At 38.7% G+C, this 24,284-nt stretch carries 20 protein-coding genes; 6 read left to right on the plus strand and 14 right to left on the minus strand.

Annotation, left to right across the window (positions count from 1 at the left end):
• Positions 1-7: 7 nt before the first annotated feature.
• Positions 8-1,270 (plus strand): exo-beta-N-acetylmuramidase NamZ family protein, encoded by a 1,263-nt coding sequence (locus D8M04_RS07210; RefSeq protein WP_121522227.1) that lies wholly within the window; start codon positions 8-10, stop codon positions 1,268-1,270.
• 605 nt (positions 1,271-1,875) lie between these two features.
• Here the strand turns inward: D8M04_RS07210 and D8M04_RS07215 are convergent.
• From D8M04_RS07215 to D8M04_RS07265, 11 genes are all read right to left on the minus strand, one after another.
• Positions 1,876-2,718 (minus strand): carbohydrate ABC transporter permease, encoded by an 843-nt coding sequence (locus tag D8M04_RS07215; RefSeq protein ID WP_121522228.1) that lies wholly within the window; start codon positions 2,716-2,718, stop codon positions 1,876-1,878.
• A gap of 21 nt (positions 2,719-2,739) precedes the next feature.
• Positions 2,740-3,633, minus strand: coding sequence for a carbohydrate ABC transporter permease (locus D8M04_RS07220; protein WP_121522397.1), 894 nt, complete (start codon positions 3,631-3,633; stop codon positions 2,740-2,742).
• Between the two features lie 68 nt (positions 3,634-3,701).
• On the minus strand, positions 3,702-5,024 hold the full coding sequence (locus tag D8M04_RS07225) for an ABC transporter substrate-binding protein (RefSeq protein ID WP_121522398.1): 1,323 nt from the start codon (positions 5,022-5,024) through the stop codon (positions 3,702-3,704).
• 146 nt (positions 5,025-5,170) lie between these two features.
• On the minus strand, positions 5,171-6,070 hold the full coding sequence (gene murQ / locus D8M04_RS07230; RefSeq protein WP_121522229.1) for an N-acetylmuramic acid 6-phosphate etherase: 900 nt from the start codon (positions 6,068-6,070) through the stop codon (positions 5,171-5,173).
• Between the two features lie 147 nt (positions 6,071-6,217).
• Entirely contained in the window at positions 6,218-7,078 is an 861-nt protein-coding gene (locus D8M04_RS07235) for a MurR/RpiR family transcriptional regulator (protein WP_121522230.1), read from the minus strand.
• A gap of 4 nt (positions 7,079-7,082) precedes the next feature.
• Entirely contained in the window at positions 7,083-8,054 is a 972-nt protein-coding gene (locus D8M04_RS07240; protein ID WP_121522231.1) for an N-acetylglucosamine kinase, read from the minus strand.
• Positions 8,055-8,367: 313 nt separating this feature from the next.
• Entirely contained in the window at positions 8,368-9,117 is a 750-nt protein-coding gene (locus D8M04_RS07245; protein WP_121522232.1) for a DeoR/GlpR family DNA-binding transcription regulator, read from the minus strand.
• Positions 9,110-9,898: an endonuclease/exonuclease/phosphatase family protein gene (locus tag D8M04_RS07250; RefSeq protein WP_121522233.1), complete on the minus strand. Its 789-nt coding sequence runs from the start codon at positions 9,896-9,898 to the stop codon at positions 9,110-9,112. The genes D8M04_RS07245 and D8M04_RS07250 overlap by 8 nt, the downstream gene beginning before the upstream one ends.
• 2 nt (positions 9,899-9,900) lie before the next feature.
• Entirely contained in the window at positions 9,901-11,622 is a 1,722-nt protein-coding gene (locus D8M04_RS07255) for an ABC transporter permease (protein ID WP_121522234.1), read from the minus strand.
• A gap of 14 nt (positions 11,623-11,636) precedes the next feature.
• Positions 11,637-12,665, minus strand: coding sequence for an ABC transporter ATP-binding protein (locus tag D8M04_RS07260; RefSeq protein ID WP_121522235.1), 1,029 nt, complete (start codon positions 12,663-12,665; stop codon positions 11,637-11,639).
• A gap of 162 nt (positions 12,666-12,827) precedes the next feature.
• The gene (locus tag D8M04_RS07265; protein WP_121522236.1) at positions 12,828-13,928 is read right to left on the minus strand and encodes an extracellular solute-binding protein; all 1,101 of its coding nucleotides are present in this window, start codon (positions 13,926-13,928) and stop codon (positions 12,828-12,830) included.
• Between the two features lie 286 nt (positions 13,929-14,214).
• Between D8M04_RS07265 and D8M04_RS07270 the strand changes: the two genes are divergently transcribed.
• Together D8M04_RS07270 and D8M04_RS07275 are read left to right on the plus strand one after the other, a co-directional pair.
• Positions 14,215-15,075 (plus strand): metallophosphoesterase family protein, encoded by an 861-nt coding sequence (locus tag D8M04_RS07270; RefSeq protein ID WP_121522237.1) that lies wholly within the window; start codon positions 14,215-14,217, stop codon positions 15,073-15,075.
• A gap of 17 nt (positions 15,076-15,092) precedes the next feature.
• Positions 15,093-15,932, plus strand: a complete 840-nt coding sequence (locus tag D8M04_RS07275; protein WP_121522238.1) for a hypothetical protein — start codon at positions 15,093-15,095, stop codon at positions 15,930-15,932.
• A gap of 209 nt (positions 15,933-16,141) precedes the next feature.
• Here D8M04_RS07275 and D8M04_RS07280 read toward each other — a convergent pair whose 3' ends face one another.
• The 3 genes from D8M04_RS07280 to D8M04_RS07290 form a co-directional block, all read right to left on the minus strand.
• Positions 16,142-16,531, minus strand: coding sequence for a KGG domain-containing protein (locus tag D8M04_RS07280; protein ID WP_121522239.1), 390 nt, complete (start codon positions 16,529-16,531; stop codon positions 16,142-16,144).
• Positions 16,532-16,848: 317 nt separating this feature from the next.
• Complete coding sequence (gene rbsK / locus D8M04_RS07285; protein WP_121522240.1) at positions 16,849-17,712, minus strand: ribokinase; 864 nt, start codon at positions 17,710-17,712, stop codon at positions 16,849-16,851.
• A 301-nt stretch (positions 17,713-18,013) separates the two neighbouring features.
• A complete protein-coding gene (locus tag D8M04_RS07290; RefSeq protein ID WP_121522241.1) occupies positions 18,014-19,315 on the minus strand; it encodes an O-antigen ligase family protein in 1,302 nt (433 codons plus the stop codon).
• Between the two features lie 430 nt (positions 19,316-19,745).
• Here D8M04_RS07290 and D8M04_RS07295 point away from each other — a divergent pair, with 430 nt between their 5' ends.
• The 3 genes from D8M04_RS07295 to D8M04_RS07305 all read left to right on the plus strand — a co-directional run bounded on the left by D8M04_RS07295 (position 19,746) and on the right by D8M04_RS07305 (position 24,222).
• Positions 19,746-21,512 carry a sensor histidine kinase gene (locus D8M04_RS07295; protein ID WP_121522242.1) on the plus strand — a complete coding sequence of 589 codons (1,767 nt, stop codon included), beginning with the start codon at positions 19,746-19,748 and terminating at the stop codon, positions 21,510-21,512.
• Positions 21,505-22,239, plus strand: coding sequence for a LytR/AlgR family response regulator transcription factor (locus D8M04_RS07300; RefSeq protein WP_121522243.1), 735 nt, complete (start codon positions 21,505-21,507; stop codon positions 22,237-22,239). Before D8M04_RS07295 ends, D8M04_RS07300 begins: the two co-directional genes overlap by 8 nt.
• 177 nt (positions 22,240-22,416) lie before the next feature.
• The gene (locus D8M04_RS07305; protein ID WP_121522244.1) at positions 22,417-24,222 is read left to right on the plus strand and encodes a carbon starvation CstA family protein; all 1,806 of its coding nucleotides are present in this window, start codon (positions 22,417-22,419) and stop codon (positions 24,220-24,222) included.
• The last annotated feature ends 62 nt before the right edge of the window (positions 24,223-24,284 follow it).

The following is a 24,284-nucleotide window of genomic DNA, read 5'->3' on the forward strand; positions in this document are numbered from 1 at the left end:
ATATGAGATGAAAAAATTAATGATTGTATTCGCAACCGTATTATTGGTGCTCAGCTCATTGACAGCTGTCATGGCCGATAAAGGAAACTCAAATGGCAAAGGAAAAGGCAAGAAGGAATTACAATTAGGGGTAGAGGTTTTGCTCAATGATCAAAAGGATCTAATTGAAGGGAAACGGGTTGGATTGATTACCAACCCCACTGGAGTAGACAAGGAATTAAACAGTATTGTCGACCGCCTGCATAATGACCCTGATGTAGAATTGACTGCCCTTTATGGTCCAGAGCACGGCGTACGCGGGGATGCACAAGCAGGAGCATATGTGGAATTCTACACGGACGAAACAACAGGACTTCCCGTATACAGTCTTTACGGTCAAACAAGAAAGCCAACACCGGAAATGCTTGAGAATGTAGATGTTCTGTTATTTGATATTCAGGATGTTGGTACACGCTTCTATACGTATATTTACACGATGGCCTATGCAATGGAAGCTGCAGCAGAGAACGGAAAGGAATTTATCGTACTTGACCGCCCAAATCCTCTAGGAGGTCATAAAGTCGAAGGACCGGTTTTAGAAACGAAATATGCTTCCTTTGTCGGAAATTATCCAATTCCACTACGCCACGGGATGACGGTTGGAGAGTTAGCACAATTGTTTAATGAAGAATTTGAAATCGGTGCTGATTTAACGGTAGTGGAAATGGAAGGCTGGAACCGAAATATGTATTATGATGACACGAAATTAGAATTTGTCCTGCCTTCACCCAATATGCCAACCCTTGAAACGGCTGTCGTTTATCCAGGGGCTGCACTAATTGAAGGGACAAATGTATCCGAAGGCCGAGGCACAACTAAACCATTTGAGTTCATTGGCGCTCCTTTTGTGAATAGTACGGAATTTGCGGCTGCATTAAATAAATTGGACTTGCCGGGGGTTAAATTCCGAGCTGCTTCCTTTACCCCTTCTATCTCGAAGCATAGCGGAACATTAAGTCACGGAGTGCAAATTCATGTGACGAATAAGAAGGCATACAAACCAATCGAGACTGGGCTTCATATTGTAAAGACATTACACGATATGTATCCCGAAGACTTCCAGTTTAGAGCGGAAAACAGTGCAGGCATCTCTTTCTTTGATAATCTGATTGGTAATGGCTGGATTCGTGAAGCTATTGAGAATGGAGAAAGTGTGAAGGATATGGAAAAACAATGGAAGAAAGAACTGAAGGAATTTGAGAAAGTTAGAAAAGACTATTTGATTTATTAAGTTAGGAAAGGACGCGTGAGTAGCGTCCTTTTTTGTTCCGCTTTTTGGGATTGGGGCAGGAATACTCAGGACTGGGGCGACTTTTGTGAATTTCGAGTGTTTTTGTTTATTCACGCGTAATTTTCTTGGTTATGGGTTAACTTTCAAAGGTCTTATAGCAACTTCTGTATGAACCAGTGCAACTTTATTGAAAAGCAGGGTGACTTTCGGTAAAGTTTGCGCAGCTTTTGCTAGAAGGGGGTGACTTCGTTAGACTTGCTCCACCCAATTTATTCTCGCTCGGTCAATATTAAAAGTTACTCTAATTCACTTCATTGTTGCTGGGTAACCATGAAAACTTGCTCCATTCTCCCTGAATGTTGCTCCTCTTGTGCATAAACTTACACCATTATTCGAAAAGTCACCCCATTCCACCAATACTCAAGCCTTTGTCCACCAAGTCTTTTTAATCGAAGTCACTCCCCTCTACAATTAAGAACTAGAACCTTTCTCCTGACGTTACGCTTCTCTTATCAATACTCGCTCCATCCTCAACCATCTTGTCCTCCCTTACAAATCTACCAAATCCAGCTAAAAAAAAATCGCCCTCCCCTAGGAAAAGGCGATTACCCTTTTATCGCACCCTCTGCCATCCCTTTCGTAATTCTCCGCTGGAAAATCGCATAAAGTACGATGACAGGCACCGTTGCAATCACAAGCCCTGCAAACAAGGTCCCCCATGCATTGGTATATTGTGCTTCATTACTAATAAAGTCAATTGCTAATGCAAGCGTATAATTCTTGCTATTTTGCAGGAAAATTAGCGCCATAAAGTATTCGTTCCAAAACTGGATGGCATTCATGATCGTGACGGTGATGATTCCAGACATGCTAAGCGGGGTAATGATTTTCCACAGTACACCGTAAGGAGACATCCCATCAATGGCCGCAGCCTCTTCCAAGGATCTTGGAATCGTACTAATAAAAGTAGTTAAGATAAATATCGTAAATGGCAGCTGGCTGACGGCATACACAATGGCCAGTCCGAAGATATTATCGAGCAAATTTAAATCCATTAATAAGAAAAACAATGGAATCCACCCAAGAACCATAGGAATCATCATCGCAGAAACATAAAGCATAAAGAGCAAATGACTACCACGAAAATTTACCCGCTCAATCGCATAAGAAGTTGGAATGGCAAGCACCAATGTTAAGGCAGTTCCTACTAGAGTGACGATTAGGCTATTGATCACACTTGTGCCGATACCATAGTTTGCCCAGGCATCAATATAATTTTGAAAGTTCATCGTCTCTGGGAAACCCCATGGATTTCGATATATTTCCGCATTGGATTTAAAGGAGCCAAGAAACATCCAAAAAATAGGATATAACACAGCCAAAGACCATAAAATTAAAGGTATCCGGATACCTGCTTTTCCGAGTATCTGTCCGACAGTCTGTTTCATGATTTTCCCCCTTTCCTTTAATTAGTACTCAATCTTATCTCTTCGTAAAATGAATTGCAGGATCACCACCGTAATTAATGAGAGAACTAAAATCATAACACCGATGGCTGCCCCATATCCAAAGTTAAATTGCACAAAAGCCTGCTGATATAAATAGGAGCCCATTACATGGGTAGAATTATTCGGTCCTCCACCTGTCATAACCTGTACAATGACAAACGAACCATTTAAGGTTGTAATAACAATATATAAAATACAGATTTTTATTTGTGGCCAGATAAGTGGAACCGTTACTCTCCAGAATTGCTGCCATTTCGTTGCTCCGTCTATTTCGGCTGCCTCGTAGAAGCTTTTCGATATATTTGAAATAGCCCCCATTAACACGAGCATAAATAGACCGATTCCGGCCCACACGGAAGGAAGGACAAGACTTGGCAACGCCCAATTCTCATCACCTAGCCAAGGTCTGGCATACTGTTCGAGTCCAAGGAAACCTAATCCAGAATTGACTAAGCCAAGACTCGGATTGTAGATAAACATCCAGAGAATCCCAATAACAACCACCGACATAATATTTGGAAAGAAAAACACGATCCGGTAAAGTGGTGCCTCTTTAATTTTCAATTGTGTCAGTGCAACGGCAAAAAATAAGGCTAGAATCATAATACCGATTACTTTCGTTACTACAAGAAAATAATCATGAATAATCGTATCCGGAATAATTGCATCGTTAAATAATCGTACATAATTGCCAAGTCCTATAAATTCCTTATTATCTGAAGCTCCCGACCAATCAAAAAAAGAATAATATAATCCGCTGACTAAAGGATACAGAGTAAAAATAGAAAACAAAACAAATGTAGGCACCAGACAAAAAGCAAGAAACATATACTTTTGTTTTTTAGATTGGACCATTTCATCACTTCTTTCTATGTAGATGGAACGTGAGGCAACGATGTGCCTCACACTCCACATTTCTCATCCTATAACCCACTGCGATACTGACCAGCAGCTTCCTCTGCTGCTTTGACAAACTCTTCAGCTGTCATATTGCCAAGCATCAAGGACAATAAATTATTTCCAATTGGTGTTTCTAAATCAGCACTCATTGGATGTGGTTTATTATAAAGTTTGACCTGCTCTGGATCATTAATCATGGCATTCGCTTCTGTTAAGTATTCTGGAACGTTAGGATTCTCAGATAAATCCACGCCATTCAGGTTCATAATCGCACCCGTATGCTCAGAGAAGGACATCGCATAATCTCTTGTAAAGACAAACTCCACAAATGCTTTTGCCGCTTCTGGGTTCTCTGCATTTTCCGCAATCGCCAGTGGTCTTAAATCGGGAACAATAGCAAATGGCTCCCCTGCATCCTGCATTGGTGAAGGAATAAATCCAAATTCAAATCCATCTGGAATGTCATTCGCCATTTCATTCGGCAGCCAGAAACCTACTGGAATAAAGGCATTATCATGCAATAAGAAGTTCATTTGTGATTGCGTATGGTTCAAGGCACCTAAGCCAGAATCAAACATGCCCTCCTGCTGCATTTTCTCTACTTTCTTCATCACTTCTAATGTAACATCACTGCTCCATGCTCCCTCTGCACCAGTAATAAGGTCAGTTAATAATTCCTCCCCACCCGCTGCTGAGAATGCTGGGTATAGTACGCCACGAAGGAAGTAATATGGATGCTGTCCTGTTGTTACAAATGGAGCAATTCCTTCTTCATCTTTAATCGCCCCCATGGAACTCATAAAGCTGTCAAAATCGGCTGGTACTTCATAACCTTTTTCTTCAAACCAAGCTTTATCATACCAAGTTCCCCATGTATCAAACACAAGTGGCAATGTATAAATATCACCGTCATAACTAGCAGGATCAACTAGAAAACTATCAACCAATTTATCCCCATTTTCTAATTCAATATCCTGCACCCAGTCTGATAGATTCATTAACTGGCCATCTTCCACCATTTGCGCCTCACTAGAGCCTGCGCCGTCAATGTAAACAACATCAGGTGGATCATTGGAAACCCAGCGTGAACGCATTTCTTCATTAATATTTGGCCCTGCATGCTCTACAATCGTCACATCAGGATATTGCTCATTGAAATCAGCAATGACTTCTTTCCACCAGGAATCCCCATAGCCTCCAACGAAATACTGAATCTCCAACTCACCGGAAATCTCTCCATCTCCGCCTTCACTTGCCGCATCCCCTGACTCAGATTCACTAGAATCATCAGCGTTTCCATCAGATTCGCTCGAAACGTCTTCCCCGTCAGAATTACATGCAGCCATAAAAACAAGCGCAAACAATGCTAACAACAGTAACCATCTGCTTATCTTTTTCAAGCTTTTTTCCCCCTTGTTTTCATTTTTAATATGTGAAACACATTAATAGCTTATAGAGGTTGTTCAACTTATAAGACTATTAATGAAGCTTCCTAACTAAGATACGTGATAGCTTCCCTTACATAGCCACGGCTATTTTTAAGAGCAGCGCTGGCCCTTTGGAAATCTACTTTTGCCTGTATCATAATAATGGCAGGCTTCACTTGATAATTAGTCTCCTCCAGGGTGGCCTCCGCCTCGCTGTATGTAACATTCGTCACTTCCATTACCGTGTGTTTGGCACGTTCTTTCAGCTTGTAATTGCTTGCGTTTAAATCAACCATGAGATTTTCATAGACTTTACCCATCTTAACCATGACTGTTGTACTAATCATATTTAATATCATCTTATGCGCTGTACCTGCTTTCATGCGCGTTGACCCTGTTAAAATCTCAGGCCCTACAACCACCTCAATCGGGCAGTCCGCATATGTGCTAATAACAGATTCTTTATTAGATGAGATAGAAATAGTATAAGCACCGATAGACTGTGCATATTTTAATGCGCCGATCGGATATGGCGTTCTACCACTTGCCGTTATTCCTATGACAACATCCTGATTGGTAAACTTCTTCTCCTTTAAATCTGCCTCTCCCTGCAGTTCATCATCCTCCGCACCTTCTACCGCCTGGAGAAAAGCTCCCATTCCTCCAGCCATTACCGGTTGCACCATTTCCGGAGGAGTCAGAAAGGTCGGTGGACATTCCGAGGCATCCAATACGGCTAATCTGCCGCTTGTCCCGGCTCCAACATAGAATAACCTCGCTCCATTTGAAAGCGCTTTAAAAATTTCCTCTACTGCTTTATTAATTGCAGGCAACACATTTTCTACTGCTTCAGCGACTTGCTTGTCTTCTTTATTAATCGTCTTCAGAATGTCAATCGTGGTCATCTTGTCTAAATTCATCGTATTCGTATTTCTTTGTTCCGTCGTTAGCTTTGTCAGATTCACAGACCATTTCTCCCTTACGTTAAGGATACTTAGATTAATAATTTTCCCAATATTTATCTTATTATAAAAACAATTGAATTATTTTGTCAATATATTTTATATTATTAGTAATAAAATTTCACTAATAGTTATAAAAAAGAAGCGATATCACTGATTACGTTTAATAAATGATATCGCTTCTCTCGTTTCCTCTAGATGTTTCACCGTTTCTTCATACTCTGCAGAAGCAAGTGACATAAATAATATATCAATCACATGCAATTGCGCAATGCGAGAGGAAGTAGCCCCACTTCTCATCATCGCTTCTTTTGCTGCAGAAGTATAAAGCTGAATATCAGCCAGATTATTTACCTTGGAACTTCCATATTTTGTAATACTAATGGTTGGAATACTCTTCTCTTTTGCTAATTGCAGTAGCTTAACAACCTCTTCGGTGTTTCCGGAAAAAGAGATGCCAATCACAACATCTTCTGGTCCTTTGTTCGCAATAACCGTTGCTGCTTGATGGATATCAGAGAAAGAATAGACATTTTTATTAATGCGGAGAAATTTTTGTTCCGCATCCTTTGCCGCAAGATAGGATGCTCCGACTCCAAAGAAAATGCAGGACTTAGCATGGCTCACCACGCGTACGGCTTCTTCTAAGCATTTTTCACTTAAAATATCACCGGTTTCTTTCAGGGTTTGAATCGTGTTCGCCGTCACCTTATTAATAATCGTTTGAAACCCTTCATTTGGTTCAATATCATGGTATTCGTTCCTACTTCTTTCTTGAAGATCACCTGCAACACGAATCTTTAATTCCTGAAATCCGCTTAATCCAAGTGACTTGCAAAGCCTGATCACAGCGGCACTGCTCGTTTGGCTTTTTTCTCCCAAAGCTAAAGCTGTTAAAGAAATCGACTCTTCCGGATTCTCGAGAATATATTGCGCTATTTTCTGTTCTGAAGGGGGTAGCCGGTTTTCCATCTCTTTTAACATAATAAGTCCACCATTTGTTGCTCCCATAAATTTACCTTCTCTCTATCATGAATGTTTGGTTGATATTTTCAATAAATGTTTCGTTAATCTGTTCTTCTTTCATGTTATACGCTCCAATTAATGAGCCGGCAACGGGAGTGAGAATGGGAAGAATGATGGAAAGCGGAAAATCCGCTAATTCCTTTTCTAGAATTTTTGGAAATATAATCTTATCACTAAAAATGCCGCCAGCTAAAACCAGATTTATTTTTTCTGTACCATGAAATAACTTATTGTATAGAGTTGCTATACTTAATACCATCTCATCTGCTGCTTGGAATATAATTTTCTCAGCAACAGTATCTTTTTCCTTGTAAGCCTGAAAAACCAGTTTCGAAAGGGAAGCCAACTCATTTTTAGGTGATGGTGAAGCATAGATTCTTTGAAGAAATTCCTGTGGATGGGTTACCCTAAAATATTCAAAAAACATCTTAGTCAGCGATGTATTCATCCCCCGCCCATCATAGGCTTTCAACGCTGCCATGGCACCTTGTCTCCCTATATCATAACCGCTCCCTTCATCTCCAAGCAGATACCCCCAGCCTCCTGTGCGGTCATGTTGAGATTGCTGGTTAATCCCATAGGTAATGGAGCCTGTTCCGCAAATTTGAACAATTCCAGGTTCCCCATAAGTGCCGGAATATAGAGCATTGATTGGGTCTGGTACTACCTTGATTGTTGCAGGAGGAGATAACAGGTCTCGCAGACAGTGAAGAACCCATTCTTGATTTTGGATATTAGCCGTACCTGCCACTCCAGCAAATACATGGCTGACCTTTATTTTTTGCTTATTTCCCTTTAGTGCTTGCCATAATCCTTTTAATGTTCTCTCCACCTGGGCTTTTGATGCCGAATGTAAATTCGTTGGCCCTGCAGTTGCTTCAGCAAGCACCTTCCCATTCTGGTCTGATAGAATTGCTGTGGTTTTAGTGCCACCACCATCGATTCCTAGTAAGTATCCCAATAGCCTCCCCCCTTATTTATTAGGTTATATAATTTTATGTTAAGAAACAAGAGTATATTTGAAATTTTATTTTATGAAAGAAATAAAAAGAGGTAGATTTAGGGATATTTTTTAGCTCTCAAGCTTAATTGTGGGGCAACTTTAGTTGATTTTGATCGACTTTTTCAAGGTAAGGATTAACTTTTAATAAAATTAGAGCAACTATCGTAGGAGATTGAGCAACAATGGGGCAATTCGGTTCAAGTTTGAAGTTTATTGGAGTAATTCTCTATAAAAACAGGGAAAGGGATTTAGTGTACCCTCCCCCGGAAGATTATTTCTGGATGCTATCTATAATATTGCCATATCCCTTATATTTCTCTGGTATTTTATCTGTAATGACGGTGACATCATCTATTTCTGCAAATTTATATGGTGAAACCTGATTGAATTTTGATGAATCCGCAAGCACGAACGCTTCCCGTGAATGCTTAATGCTCCAGCTTTTCAGCAAGGATTCATTTTGATCGGCATTCATAATTCCGTGTTCCGCGTCTAATGCATTGGTCCCCAGAAATACTTTATCAAAATGGATCTTAGATATGGCTTCTATTGCAAGCGGGCCCACCATTGCCATCGTTTCCCGCTTAAGGTCCCCACCGATTACGGTAACATTCATTTGTCGCTCTAAAGCGACATTAGCATTCGATAGCCCATTCGTAAAAACACTGGATTCTATATCAGGATATCGCTCAAACATCAGCTGGGTTGTAGAGCCTGAATCAATAAAAACAATATCCCCCTCTTCTATGAGGCTGACCGCAATATCAGCAATATATGTTTTCTCGTGTACATAGCGAATTTTACGATTATTCATAGAGGTTTCTTTTGTTGTATCAATAATCGTTGCAAGCCCTCCATATTTTAGTTCAATAAAGCCTTTCTCTTCTAATTGCTTAATATCTCGACGGACGGTAATCTCAGATACATTCATTTCCTTTGCAAGATCAGCAATATAGATGGGGGTTTGCTTCACTCTGCGAATAATATATTCATGTCGCTCATATGGAATCACACTAATCACTACCTCCTATTGAAGTATGTAGAAGAACCGGAAAATGGTCTGATGGATATCTGCCATCAAATTTGTCTGTAATGACTTCCGTCTTATGAATATTAAAATAGCGGTTTACAAAAATATAATCAATCTGATGATATTCATCCCAGCCCAAGCGATGATTAAATCCTGTACCTGTGCATGTTTTTAGAGGCCCGACATGATATTTCGATTCTCTAACCGCATCACGGAGATTTCCAGCAAATATTCGGTATAAACGTTCGTGAGGCTCTCCGTTTAAATCTCCCATCACTGCAACAGGGCAATCTAATGCTTCTAGCTTATCCATGATTAATTTTGCTGACTGATATCTTGCCTCTTCACTTTTATGATCGAAGTGCGTATTGAATATATAAAATTCCTCACCGGATTCTCTAACTTGGAATTTCCCCCACGTACATATTCTAGGGCAATCTGCATTCCATCTTTTTTCTTTTTCCTCCAATTGCATGGTTTCAGAAAGCCAGAAGGTATCGGATTCGATCAGATCAAATTTTTCTTTTTTATAAAGAATGGAATTATATTCATTCCCATCATCCTCAGACCTTCCAAGTCCAAAGGATGCGTATTGTTTTAGTTTCTGCAGATCACGGAGTTGGCTTTCCTTTACTTCCTGCAAGCCAATAATATCCAAATCATAGTTTTCTATTATATTTATAACATTGGCTTTTCTATTTTTCCATAAATCCTCTTTGTCATCAGGTGTTTCCATGCGGATGTTATATGTTGCTAATTTTAATAACTCCAAGACTATCCCCTCTTTCTTTTCCTTATAAAGCGCCAATTTCCATATACCGTCGTCAGTATTAACGTATTCAGAATCATTAAGATAACGGTATATACTAAGTTTAGTGCTTTCGTATCTGCAGAAGCTGAGTTACCCGTTGCATTCATAATCGTAATACCTAATGGTTCAAACAGCGGATGATATAGAAAGACAGTCAGGTCATAATCTGGCAAAATACCAATAAAGTTTAAAGAGAATATTCCTAAAATAGTAGGCATAATAATCGGTAGAATGACCTTGATAAACGTATAAAAGGCGTTAGCTCCAAGATTCTTCGCTGCATCTTCAACCTCCTGATTCACTCCAAAGAAAGCGGACTTGGATATACGAAGTGTAAATGGGATATGTACAATAATATATCCAAACAACAGTAACCAAAGTGTGCCGGTAAATACCTGATTAAAGACTACCCATTGGCCTGTATTAAATGTAACCGATAGTCCAACAGCAATCAGTGTAGATGGTAAAAACCAAGGAATCATCAAGCTATAGTCAAGTGTCCTCGTTAATAGGTTATTATGTATTTTCATTAAATACGCACAGAGTAAACAAAAGGCAACAACGATAAAGGAACCCAAGAAGCCATAAACGAGTGAAATGAGATATGGTCGGATAGCCTCTATGCTTGAAAAGGTTAACAGGTAGTTGTCGATCGTAAAGCTATCCAAACTAATCATTCCAGATGAAATCGCTAATGAATCCGTAAAGGAATATATAATGATAGCCAGCACTGGCATAGAATAGATAACAAATAATACATAAGCAATGATATGTACGAGAACATTTAATCCTTTATTATTGATTTTCTGTTTCACGATAGAGGTTTTTGTTTTGGATATCGATATGTAATTTCCCTTCTCTTCTGAACGAATCATAAAGGTAAGAACAATGATCGTTACGATCCCTAACACCAATGCTAATACGGTGGCCAAATCCTTGGAGCTTGAGCTATTAGCAAAGGTTAGTATCATTGGTGTTATCGTCTCAAACTCTCTTCCACCAAATACTAACGGTGCAGAAGTTGCACTCAAACCAGTTAAGAACGTAAGAATCGTTAAAGCAAAAAGGGTTGGTTTTAATGTAGGTAATACAACTTTTGTAAGAATCGTAAATTGGGAAGCACCTAAATTCTTCGCAGCTTCAATCGTTTGATAATCAATACTACGCATGGCGCTTGATAGAAACAGCATGTGATTGGAAGTACATGCGAACGTCATAACAAAAGCGACAGCAAATAACCCACTAAACCAGCTATCATTCCAGTGTGGATTAAGCTGTAATAAAAACTGTGTAATGGGGCCATTTTCTCCATACACAAGCTTATAACCTAGGTTTAATGCTACACCACCATAGACAAGCGTGGAGAAATAACTAATCTTTAAAACATTAGCACCCTTAATATCAAAGTAATTTGTAAATAGCACTAAAGATACTCCTACAAGATTAACGGTAACTACCAATATAAATGCGAGCAGAATACTATTTAGAATACTGCCGATGGCCCTGTCAGAACGCAGCAGTTTTTCCACTGGTTCCAATGAAAATGTTCCCGTTCCAAAGAAAGTTTCGTAGATGGTATTGACATTCGGATATATAAGGAAGGCAAATACAAACCATACAATAAAAAAAGATAGAATAACGGTAATAGGATTAATGCGGTACCAATTGCTTTTTAGTGTATTCATCTGTTTCACCCTCCTTATTTATATTGCAGAATATCGTTCTGACTAAGAATGATTTTTACTTTTTTATTTTCAATCATATCCTTTTGCAGCTTCTCCTTCGAAACCGCATGCAATGTTGTCCCTTCCACCATAATGGAATACTTTGTATAAAGACCATAGTATTCAAAATCAATGATTTCTCCTTCAAACATTACTTCATCACTTGCCATATCAAAAGAATCACTCTCTGGAATGATTTTCAACCTTTCAATTCTAGAATAGAATTTACTGAAATCCGTTTGATTTAATAAAGAAAAACGGTCCGGATATTTAGAAACTAGGGAGGTAAGCTGATTGTTATCCCCAATAAAATTACAAACAAACTCCGAAAGAGATTGCTCATAAATTTCATCAGGCGTACCAATTTGCTCAATCTTCCCTTTATTAAATACTGCAATTCGGTCTGATAAAGTTAACGCTTCTTCTTGGTCATGCGTCACATAGATCGTCGTGATGCCAACGTTTTTTTGCAGATGCTTTAATTCATTACGAAGCTGCACACGTAATTTCGCGTCTAAGTTGGATAAAGGTTCATCTAATACTAAGATCGAAGGCTCATTGACAAGAGCACGAGCAATCGCCACTCGCTGCTGCTGACCTCCAGAAAGCTCGGATACTTTCTTTTGCAGCTGATTCACATCAAGATCTACCTTACTCGCAATCTCGTGCACTTTTCCTTCAATACTTTGCTTCTTCCACTTTTTCACTTTTGGTCCAAATGCAATATTCTCAAATACAGTCATGGTCGGGAAAAGCGCATAGCTTTGAAAAACCATCTTTATATCTCTTTTTTCAGTTGGTAGTTTCGTTATATCCTTGCCATTTACTAAAATTCTCCCTGAGGTAGGATAATTTAATCCAACCAATGCTCTTAGTGTAGTAGTTTTCCCACAACCAGAAGGTCCCAGGAATGTAAAAAACTCGCCATCCTTCACTTCAAAATTTAAATTCTCCACCGCTGTAAAATCGTCATACTTTATCGTAATATTCTCGAACGTAATCATGGTATTCCCCTTCTCTTTGTTAGAAAACTTGGCTGTCGCCAAGCATTTTAGGCGTCAGCCTTAGTTACACTTATGCAGGTAAGTAAGTTTATATTTTCATACCTGCCTAATAGAAGAGGATTGAAATAATCAGTATTTCAATCCTAATCTATTATTTATATATTAAAAGATTTCTAGTTCTAATTTTTCTACCCAAGCATCAATATTCTCTGTAACAAATTCCCAATCTATTTCCTGTGGCTTCACATCTGCAAAGATTTCTGATTGGAAGTCAGTTATTTGTCCTTCTGCTTCTTTATTAGCTGGCATTGCATTGAACTCAGCAGCAAAAGCACCTTGAACATCAGAAGAGCCAAACCAGTCTACGAATTCTTGTGCCTTCTCTTCTTGCTCTGTACCATTGACAATTGCAATACTCTCCACTACTTGCGGAGTTCCAACTTCAGGGTGAATAAAGGCAGGCTCTGTATCATATTGCTCCATTTTGGCAGCAAGTTCACCAGAAATCATCGTACCGATTGGGGCATCACCTGATGCAAACATCGTAAAGTAGTCTTCTCCTTCTGGAATTTGAACACCATTTGCATAGTAACGCTCAATCGTTTCCCAGCCTTCATCGGAAATGCCAAGTTCCCCTTCTGGATCCGCAAATTGCGCAAGAATACTTGCTACAATTACTTTTGCTGTTGCAGAACCTAGATCATCACGCGCTTGGTAGATACCTTTAAATGCTTCATCATTCGCTAATTCAAGGTAGCTTTCTGGTGCATCTGCTTCCTTCACAAATTCAGGATTATAAGATAAAATCAGTGCCTGCTTTACCAGACCATGATAGTAACTATCTGCATCGTTGATTCCTTCTTCTACTTCATCTGCCCATGCTGGAGCATAAGGGATTAAAATATCTTCTGCTTGCAACTGTTCAAAAAACATATGATTTAGACCAAACACAACATCCGCAACAGGGTTGGCCTTCTCTGAAATTAGGCGATTGGTAACATCTCCCCCACCAGCTCCAACGATTTCAATATTAAAGCCAGCCTTCTCTGCCTCTTCTACTATCCATTCTCCACGTCCATCACTATTTGAATTGGTATAAACGATTAAGGCATCGTCTGAATTGCCTGCTCCTGAAGTTTCTTCCGACTCAGAAGCTGTTCCTTCTGTTTCTTCCGCTTCTCCACTGCTGCCACAAGCAGCTAAGAAAAGTACTGCAGCTAGTCCAAATAATAGAAATAATTGCTTCCAACCTCTTGTTTCCATTTCCAATTCCCTCCAAATAATATGTAATAATGACAAAAAGTAATATTTCATTTTATTTCACTGGATATCAATTTTTATCATTGAATTTAGTATAAACTCATTCTATTAAAATACTTTGTAGACACTGTAAATTATCTGTAAATATTAACAACGCACTAGCTGAGACCTTGTATAACATCTTTTTAATGTACATGTTGAATATTTACATTAGTTTACATTAAATTAATACTAAGTTAATAGTAGACAAATAGAATGATAATAAATGATAAAATAAGGAGGGGTATTAATGTTTAAGATGATTGGTATGGGGGATTTACATTTTCCAAGTAAGAACAAACAAGGTGAACTGCTATCGACAGAAGAACGTAAAACTAGAGATACGTTTTATAACTATTATATGAATGAGTTTTTCAAACAAGATGCTGATATATATTTCTCTGTGGGGGATATTACTACATCAGGTGATATACCTGAGTTCGATGATCTATATAGAATGATTAGAAAATACAATCGAAATTTCCGCCAGGTTCTAGGAAACCATGATTTATTGCAATATTCAAGAAAGGAAATTTATGACAGACTAAATTGCAAAAACAATAGCTTTTATGAAAACGGGGATGTCATTCTTGTTTATTTAGAGACAGGAAGAGAGATGGATAGAAAAAATTTTGGTGGATGGATTTCTGAAGAACAAAAGGAATGGCTGAGCTCCATGATTTCTAAATCGGGAGCGAAAACACTCGTCATTATAGCCCATCATCCAGTTTATAATACAACAAAAAATACAGTAGAAGACATGCATCATGTCGATCCTAAAACAGAGTTATGGTCTGTGCTAGAAAAGAAAAAAGATTGGATTGGAATTTACATCAATGGTCATATACATGAAGATTCCATCGCAAAAAGAAATAATTGGCATTTCATTCAATTTTGCTCTGTTTTGGATGATCCAGCATTACGATTGTTTGAATTTAGCAAGGATACATTCTCTTACCAAACACATCGCTTAACAGATAGCGAAATGAAGGAGAAAGCAACCTGCATCGGGCAATTCAACGAACAGTTCCGCCTGCAGGAGGATGGTCCAGGTACAGAGAAGGAGCGAAATTTAATAATCGATTTAAATAGAAATTTATTAGTAAATTAGAATTAGGAGTGTTCACTTTGGGATTACGTCTTATTGAATTGTTTCATCAAGGAAAAAAGGATAGAGAAGATTTATGTGAGGATATGTATGTCTTTAATGATCATTTCGTCGCCGTAATTGACGGAGCTACCAATGTTTGGGGTACGAGAATTAAAGGCAAGACACCGGGACGCTTGGCAGCAGAAGTAATTAAATCATCGATAGAGAGTATATCTGATGAAAAAATAGGTGTGGAGGACTTGATTTCATACATAAACACAGACTTGAAAAAAGTATATCATGAATATGGAATCCTGGAAGATTTGCAAAAAAACAGGACACTTGCACCTACTGCCAGCTTAGCGGTTTATAGCCATTTCCATCAGGAGATATGGCAAATTGGTGATTGCCAAGCTCTAATTGATGGACAAATGTATAAACATGAGAAGGAAATCGACTTTATTACCGCTAATGCTAGATCCTTATTTTTAGAGGCAGAGCTAAAAAAAGGGGTAACGATCGAAAGCTTAATGGTTGAGGATACTGGCTGGGAATTTATAAAGCCCTTGATTCAGCAGCAATATTACCTGCAAAATGAGACGAACAGTCAATATGGATTCGAAGTGATTGATGGCTTTGATATTCATATCCCCCAAGTAAAAAGAGTAAAAGTACCGGCCAACGCAAAAGAGATTGTTCTAGCATCAGATGGCTATCCGTTTTTAAAGCCCACACTGGAGAAATCGGAAGCTCGTCTGCAAGAAATACTTAAAAATGATCCATTATGTATTTGGGAGTATAAATGTACAAAGGGGCTGCAGAAAGGCAATATCTCATTTGATGATAGAGTCTATTTAAGATTTGAGAGACAGGATTAACCTTTGTGCATTTAATTATAGTAGTGACTTAGCTAGATAGTTAGCTATTCTGATAAGGTATCACAATTAGTTGATTTGGCGCAGCAATGGTTGACTGTAGATTCTAATGGTTGGAGCAATTATAAACCGTTGGTAAGCTCCATCAAATCATATAAAAATAGGGAAAGGCAGCATTTCACTGTCTTTCCCTATTAATATATTAAACAGGATTAGTTGTTATTGTTGTTCCTGCTGTTTCCGCCTTTTTTTCCAATTTCACGGTAGAAATCTTTATCGTGGTTCTTCGATGTTGCTTTTCCACCTTTTTGGCCGATTTCTTCATAGAACTCCTGGTCATGGTTTCTTGAAGTGGTTTCTCCACCTTTTTGACCAATCTCCTCAAAGTGTTCTTGATCATATTTATCTGCTGTAGTTTCTCCGCCTTTTTGGCCGATTTCTTGATAGAATTCTTTATCATGGTTCTTAGATGTTGCTTTTCCGCCTTTTTCTCCTATTTCTTGGTAGAACTCTTTATCATGATTTCTTGCTGTTTTGTTTCCACCCTTTTGACCTGCTTCTTCACGAGACATCTTGCTATTGTTTTTACTTCTTCTAGCCATTAAGAACATCTCCTTTAGAATAGATTTTATAAGCCTGTTGCTTATAGTTTATATGTACCACCTATTCATCACTTCTAAACGAGGTTCTTTGCATTTAATAGATTTGTAATAAAACAGGAATCTTTTGATACTTGTTTGTAAACTCCAAGAGGCACATTACTATAGTATAGAATGATCAATTAATATACAATAAAAAGCTAGACGTTCTTTTATTAATAGGATAGAGCAAAACTGTGTAACTGGTTATTCCGACAAAAAGAATGAAACCCTTTGAACATTTCCTGGGAAATGACAAATAAATGCAAAGTAAGGCTGGTCTAGCTTTCTAAGCGCTCCTTCACTTCGTCATATGTTGGCATGCCCTCTTGAGCACCCATTCTTTCTATCGCAATCGAGGCAGCAATATTCGCTCTACGAATCGCATTTTCCACTTCCAACCCACTAGCTACGTAAAAGGCTAAAGCTCCATTAAACGTATCCCCAGCACCTGTAGTATCCACTACTTTTGATTGGTAACCTGGAATTATTTTATCCTTATATTGCGCACCTTTACTACCTAATGTTTTAATAAGCTTACTTTTATATTTATCCTCATTTATACCGAATAGCTGGGCCGCTTCCTCTTCATTTGGAGTAATATATAAGCTTTTCGTCCAAACCGCTTCTGGTATTTCCGCTGCTGGGGCTGGATTGATAATATATGGAATCCCATGTTCATAACAGAAATCAGCACACCACTTTATCGTCTCTAAAGGGATCTCCAGCTGCATTAAAACCATATCACTTCCCAATAATTTATCCTTGCATTGCTCCACATAGTCAGGAGTAACTGCATGATTAGCACCTGGCACAACCATAATTCTATTGTCACCATCATATAAAATAATATTAGCAATACCAGTACTCACCGATTCTTCTCTAGCAACACCATCCATCTGTATGCCCTCTTTTTTTAAATGAAGGTATAATTCTTTTCCGAAGGCATCATGTCCTACTTTCCCTATAATCGATACATCCGCTCCCAGGCGAGCAGCAGCAACTGCTTGATTTGCTCCTTTCCCTCCAGGGCTAGTATGAAATTCTTTACCAAGTACAGTTTCACCTTGCTTGGGAAACTTAGTTACTGTCGTTACTAAATCCATATTTATACTGCCGACGATGGTTATTCTTGGGGTTGGCATAATAATTCCTCCAATCTTCTTCTATCTTTTCCAGCAACTATCAATGTAATATCCATGTTCACTATTTTACTATAATTACTCTATGCTTATATAGATAAAGAGCTCCCCTGTAAGTGACAGGGGAGCTCCATTTAATCAACTAGCTTAGAGTGATGATATTCGAATTTGCTGTATAACTTTGATTGTAGTTCGCGGTCCAAACAATCCATTGAAAGCCTTGAATAATAGAGAGAAAACAATTGATGAATAAATTTCATAATGTAACCTCCTCTTAATCAATCGCATTATCTGTTAGTAGGTATTAGACATTCTTCCCGCTTTCAGGAGAAACGAAACTTTCCCGCCCAGCATACCCATACAATACCGCTAGCACAACCCAAAAATATGGACCCACAGCTATCGTACTAATATTGAAATTCGTTTTAATCAAGTAACCGATTACCGTAATTAGCAATCCATATATAAAAATTTGTCCACTATCATCAGATTTCCCAGCAGCTCGATATCCTTTTTTTATTACGGTAAATAGCAGCATCATATAAACAATAAGTGCCGGAATCCCCATACTGAATGCTATCTCCAGATAATCATTATGAGAGTTATCTAACCCTCCCGCTTCCTCACCGCTATAATATAATTGCGAGAACGTGCTTGGACCTGTTCCAACAAGGATATTCTCTTTTACGAATGGTAATGTTTTTTTCCAAATCCCCCACCGGCCTGATCCCGCATCCTCTGCTTCCTGATTAGTGACATCTTCGGTAATAATCGACTTAATATCAAGTGTAATACTTTCTATTCTATTTGAAATAACGCCGCCTTCCACCACATTCACGATGGAAAAGGCAATCAGCATCGAAGCGAGAATAACTCCCCACCGCTTCCACAAATATTTCTTAGGCCATACAACAATGGTATAGAGTACCATACAAATTGCAACACTGAGCCAAGCACCACGAGATCCTGAATAAAACAAGGCTAAAAACAGGACCAAAATGATGCCCAGATAAACGGTTATACTAGCCTTGTTCCCGGCCATAAGAAGCAATGTAAAGGCAAGAAGAACCATGATAACTAAATACGTTCCTAGATGATTGGGATTATCAAATAATCCCCAGCTTTTTTGAAATGGCATCCTCTCATGAAGATTCAACTGCTGTAATATACTATAGACCGAGATGATCGTTGCACTCCATACAATAGCAGTGATGATCCGTACAGCATATTTCTGATTCGATTTAATGATGTGATATGTAAAAATAAACATAGACAAGAAGCCATACCATGAAAGAAGCCCATTATATTCTCTAGGGCTTCCGATAAAGGAAGAGGCAACATCCATTGAAAATATGGTTGATAAAAAAACGAGGCCAAAGAATAGAAATGCTAATTTCCCACCAGTTGACTCCAATAGGATTTTAGGTGGTACTTGGGAGTGATTACACTTCTTCATATAAATGATCCAGCCTACACTAACAAATACGATTAAAAATACTAGTTTATTAACCGTAGTATAATAAACCGTTCCAAACGGGAAAATCAAAAAAGGATAGACAACTGCAAATAGAATAAGTAACCTATAATAAGTTTCATGTAATGACATTTCATTCTCCTCTGTGATAGTTAAATCGATCTCTAAGAGTTTTCAAATTGTTTCTATGTTTGCTATCCCTATCAAAACAAATCGATTCTAGTATCAGCTTTTCAGCTAAAATGATAAACTTTACAAGCTTACAACTTCATTTAGATTCCGAAATTATTATACTAGTAATATCTTAAAAGTTAAACAGCTCTAATTGTTATTTTCATTAATTTTGTTCAATAAGAAAAGATTTTATCTCTTCTTGGCGCAACTTTTATTGTTATCGTTTTACTTCTGTCAATCTCTGTGGAACATTAAGCGATTTAGGAGCAACTTCCTCCTCACAAATAATCCTCGATAACCAGGTGCTAGTTATGGACTGGGATGCTATAATTAGAATAATTCATACTATTCGAAGCGTTCCAATTTAGATAACAAAGGATGAGGCTAGATGTTTAGTTTAGTACCACTAATGATAGAAAAAGTTGGGATTATCGTTATTGTGGCCTTTCTGCTTTCACGTATGAAATCATTCCGGCAAATGGTGCAAAAGGAACATAATAAATATGAAAAAATGATGCTCATTTTACTTTTTGGAGCATTTGGTTTAATTAGTAATTTCACTGGAATAGAGGTTAATTCCCAAGCGTTTAATCAAACAGACTGGATCACAGAAGTAAATGCTGAGAGTGCATTAGCGAATACGAGGGTTATGGGGGTAGTGATTGGCGCCTTACTTGGTGGTCCAGTGGTCGGCTTAGGCGCTGGCTTGATTACAGGACTTCATCGTTACACACTTGGAGGATTTACTGCTTTTTCATGTTCCATTTCTACCATTATAGCAGGACTGGCAGCTGGGTATATAAGCAAAAAGCGGAAGCAGAACGGGAAAAAGATAACACCGTTACTTGCTGTCGGGATTGGAATGACATTCGAAGCATTGCAGATGCTCATCATCCTTCTAACGGCAAAACCGTTTGCGGATGCTCTTAATCTTGTGCAAATTATTGCGCTTCCTATGGTCCTAATCAATGGCCTTGGAACTTTATTGTTTATGTTCATTATTGAGGCTATCATGCGGGAGGAAGTTTCCGTGCGTGCAAACCAAACAAACCTAGCCTTTCGAATTGCTGATCGAACACTTCCCTATTTCCGACAAGGATTAAACGCACATTCGTGCAAAGAAATAGCTGCGATTATATTAAAGCTGACAGATGCCGATGCGGTGGCTATAACAGATGATCAAAAAGTGCTTGCTCATGCAGGTGCCGCTTCTGATCACCATGTTCCGATGGCAGATCTTATTACAGGTATGACTAGAAAAACAATTGAAAGAAAAAAAATATCCGTGGCGAGAACAAAAGCAGAAATCTTTTGTTCTCATCACCATTGCCCATTGGAAGCCGCAATAGTGATTCCATTAAAAGTAAAGAATCATGTCGTCGGTACTTTAAAAATATATTTTACAGATCCTGAGAAATTAGATAATGTCCAACAGCAATTAGCAGAAGGTCTTGCTAATCTATTTTCTACCCAGTTGGAGCTTGCTGAAGCAGAGCATCAGGCGAAGCTGTTAAAGGATGCAGAAATAAAAGCATTACAAGCACAAATTCATCCACATTTCTTATTTAATAGTATTAACACAATTTCTGCTCTCTGCCGAACTGATGCGAACAAAGCTCGTAAACTGCTGTTAGAATTTAGTTCGTTTATTCGAGGCAACCTTCAAGGAGCAAAGCAAATGCTAATCCCTTTAGAGAAGGAACTAAAGAATGTTACAGCCTACATCTCATTGGAGCAAACCCGGTTTCCAAACAAGTACGATATTATTTTTGACATCGAGCCAAATCTTGAAAAAGTATACATTCCGCCATTTACTTTGCAGCCTTTAGTGGAAAATGCCATCCATTATGGATTTCCACGAAGTAAGTCCAAAGGAGAAATAAGAATAGAAATTCACTCGCAGGATAATTATTTGCAAATTATAGTTCATGACAATGGGATAGGGATTTCTGAAGATAGAATGAAGGAATTAGGCAAACAAGTCGTAACGTCAACTAAAGGAAATGGTACCGCCATTTTTAATATTAGCGAGCGTCTGAAAGGCATTTATAGCGGCCAAGCAAATTTAACGATTAAGAGTAAAGCAGATATTGGAACGACCGTCCATATCTCCCTTCCACTCTATCATAAAAGGGGGGATCAACAAGTTGTTTAGAGCCTATATCGTCGATGATGAACCATTAGCACGTGATGAGTTAAAATACCTGCTTGTTCGAAGCAAGAGGGTAGAAATATTAGGGGAAAGTGACAATGTTCAGGATGCAATTACAGAAATTACTGAAATGAAACCTGACGTTGTCTTTCTCGATATTGAACTGTCTGAAGATAATGGGCTAAGCTTAGCAAAGGAATTAGAAACCATGGATTCAACACCTGCTATTGTGTTTGCCACTGCCTATGATGAATATGCACTTCAGGCTTTTGAGCTTAATGCAGTCGATTATATTTTAAAACCCTTTGATGAAGAACGAGTTCATAAGACATTGGAAAAAACAGAGAAAATGGTGGGCACCAATAAGCACATTACTATTCCTCCATTATTAAATGGTGATCGCAACGGAAAAATCCCAGTCCTTGTAGGTGATAGAATTATTCTGTTAGCCCAGGCAGACATCCTATATTTAGAATCTAATAATGGGAAATGCATCATTAAGACAATAGAGCAGGAATACAAAGTGAATGAAGCACTGGTCGTTTTGGAAAAGAAATTAAGCAATATTCCATTACTGCGCGTTCATCGCAGCTATGTCGTGAACTTGGATTATATTGCAGAAATAGAGCCTTGGTTTAACTCTACCTATAATTTAATCATGAAGGACAGCTCCAAGGTTCCGGTTAGCCGGACCTATGTAAAGCAATTAAAGCAGATTATCGGTATCTGAAAAAACATACCAATCCGTAAATCCAGACCGAATTGAATAATTTTATGTTTTTTGCAATTCATCTGTCAATTCTTGCAATTCAACTTTCCAATTATGTATTCTGCCTTGAAAACATCCATTATGCATTTTCATTCTTTATAATAATCCTTATATAGTTTTACAAAGGAGGAAGAAGGAATGAATGCGATTACAATAGTGATAGCATCAGCATGTATTCTTTTGATCGTCTATCGTCTATATGGCACATTTATGGCAGCTAAGGTATTAAGACTGGATGAAACAAAGCCAACTCCTGCTCATAAATTAGATGACGGTCAAGACTACGTACCTACCAATAAATGGGTTGTATTCGGTCATCATTTTGCAGCCATCGCTGCTGCTGGACCATTGGTTGGTCCTGTATTGGCAGCTCAATTTGGCTATTTGCCAGGTCTGCTTTGGTTATTAATCGGGGCAGTAATTGGGGGAGCTGTTCATGATATGGTTGTGCTTTTTGCATCGATGCGAAGAGATGGAAAGTCTCTCTCTGAGATTGCAAAAGAAGAATTAGGACCTGTCGCGGGTTTCTGTACAGGATTAGCCATGCTTTTTATTATTACGATTACAATGGCAGGTCTTTCATTAGTTGTGTTAGGGGCACTTGAAAGAAACCCTTGGGGAACGTTCGCAGTTGGAATCACGATTCCTATTGCAATCGGTGTTGGAATCTATCATAAACTTACTGGCAATTTAAAAGTTGCCACCATTGTCGGTTTTGCACTTATTATGGGAGCTATTCTTTGGGGTCCAAACATTCAAGGCACAGCGCTTGGTGACTTTTTAACACTTGAAAAAAGCACACTTGCTATCGCTCTGCCTGTCTATGCATTCTTTGCCGCAGCATTACCAGTTTGGCTGCTCTTGGCGCCACGTGACTACTTAAGTACATTTATGAAAATAGGCGTATTTGCTGCTTTAATTATTGGGGTATTTATTGTAAATCCTACTGTTCAATTCCCTGCTTTCACAGAGTTTGTAAATGGCGGTGGTCCGGTTATCGCAGGTCCAGTGTGGCCGTTCATTTCCATTACCATTGCCTGTGGAGCAATCTCTGGCTTTCACGCATTTGTTGGATCTGGTACAACTCCTAAGATGATCAACCGCTGGGGTGATATTAAAGGAGTTGGGTTTGGAGCGATGCTTGTTGAGTGTTTAGTAGCTGTCATGGCTTTAATTGCAGCTGTAACATTACAACCAGGAGATTACTTTGCGATCAACTCTTCGCCTGAAACTTACGCAACATTGGGCATGGAAACCGTCCATCTTGCAGAATTAAGTGAAGATGTTGGTATGGACCTTGAAGGCCGAACAGGTGGAGCGGTTACACTTGCTGTTGGGATGACCCACATCTTTACTAGTGTTCCATTCTTTGAAACAATGGCATCTTATTTCTATCAATTCGTTATATTATTTGAGGCTGTCTTTATCCTAACTGCCATTGATGCAGGAACAAGGGTCGCCCGCTACCTCATCCAGGATTTCTTTGGCGGCTTTATCAAGCCATTAAGAAATACAAAATCGGTTGGGGCGAATATAATTGCCAGTGCGCTGGCCTGCTTGGGCTGGGGATACTTACTCTACTCTGGTGATATAAGTTCCGTTTGGGCCTTATTCGGAGTATCTAACCAATTAATGGCTGCAATTGGTCTGATTATTGGTGCGACAGTGATATTAAAAATCGCCCACAAGCGTTGGTATATGCTAACATGTCTCGTTCCACTTGCATACCTTTTTGTAACCGTAAACGTGGCAGGATACTGGATGGTTAAAAACGTTTACTTCAATTCAGAAGCTGCTGGTTATAATATATTAAACGGTGTTCTTTCTATTATTATGCTGGTACTTGGACTAGTGATTCTAATGACCTCTATTAAGAAATGGTCAGAACTATGGAAAATTCCTCAGCATGTGTTAGTTGAACGATCAAAAAATGAAGTAGCGTAGAACAAACAGCACTCATTCTTATGAATGGGTGCTGTTTGTTTGGTTAAGTTTGATTGAAACTA

The organism is Oceanobacillus piezotolerans (genome assembly GCF_003665065.1).
In the GTDB taxonomy this organism is placed as follows: Bacteria; Bacillota; Bacilli; order Bacillales; family Amphibacillaceae; genus Oceanobacillus; species Oceanobacillus piezotolerans.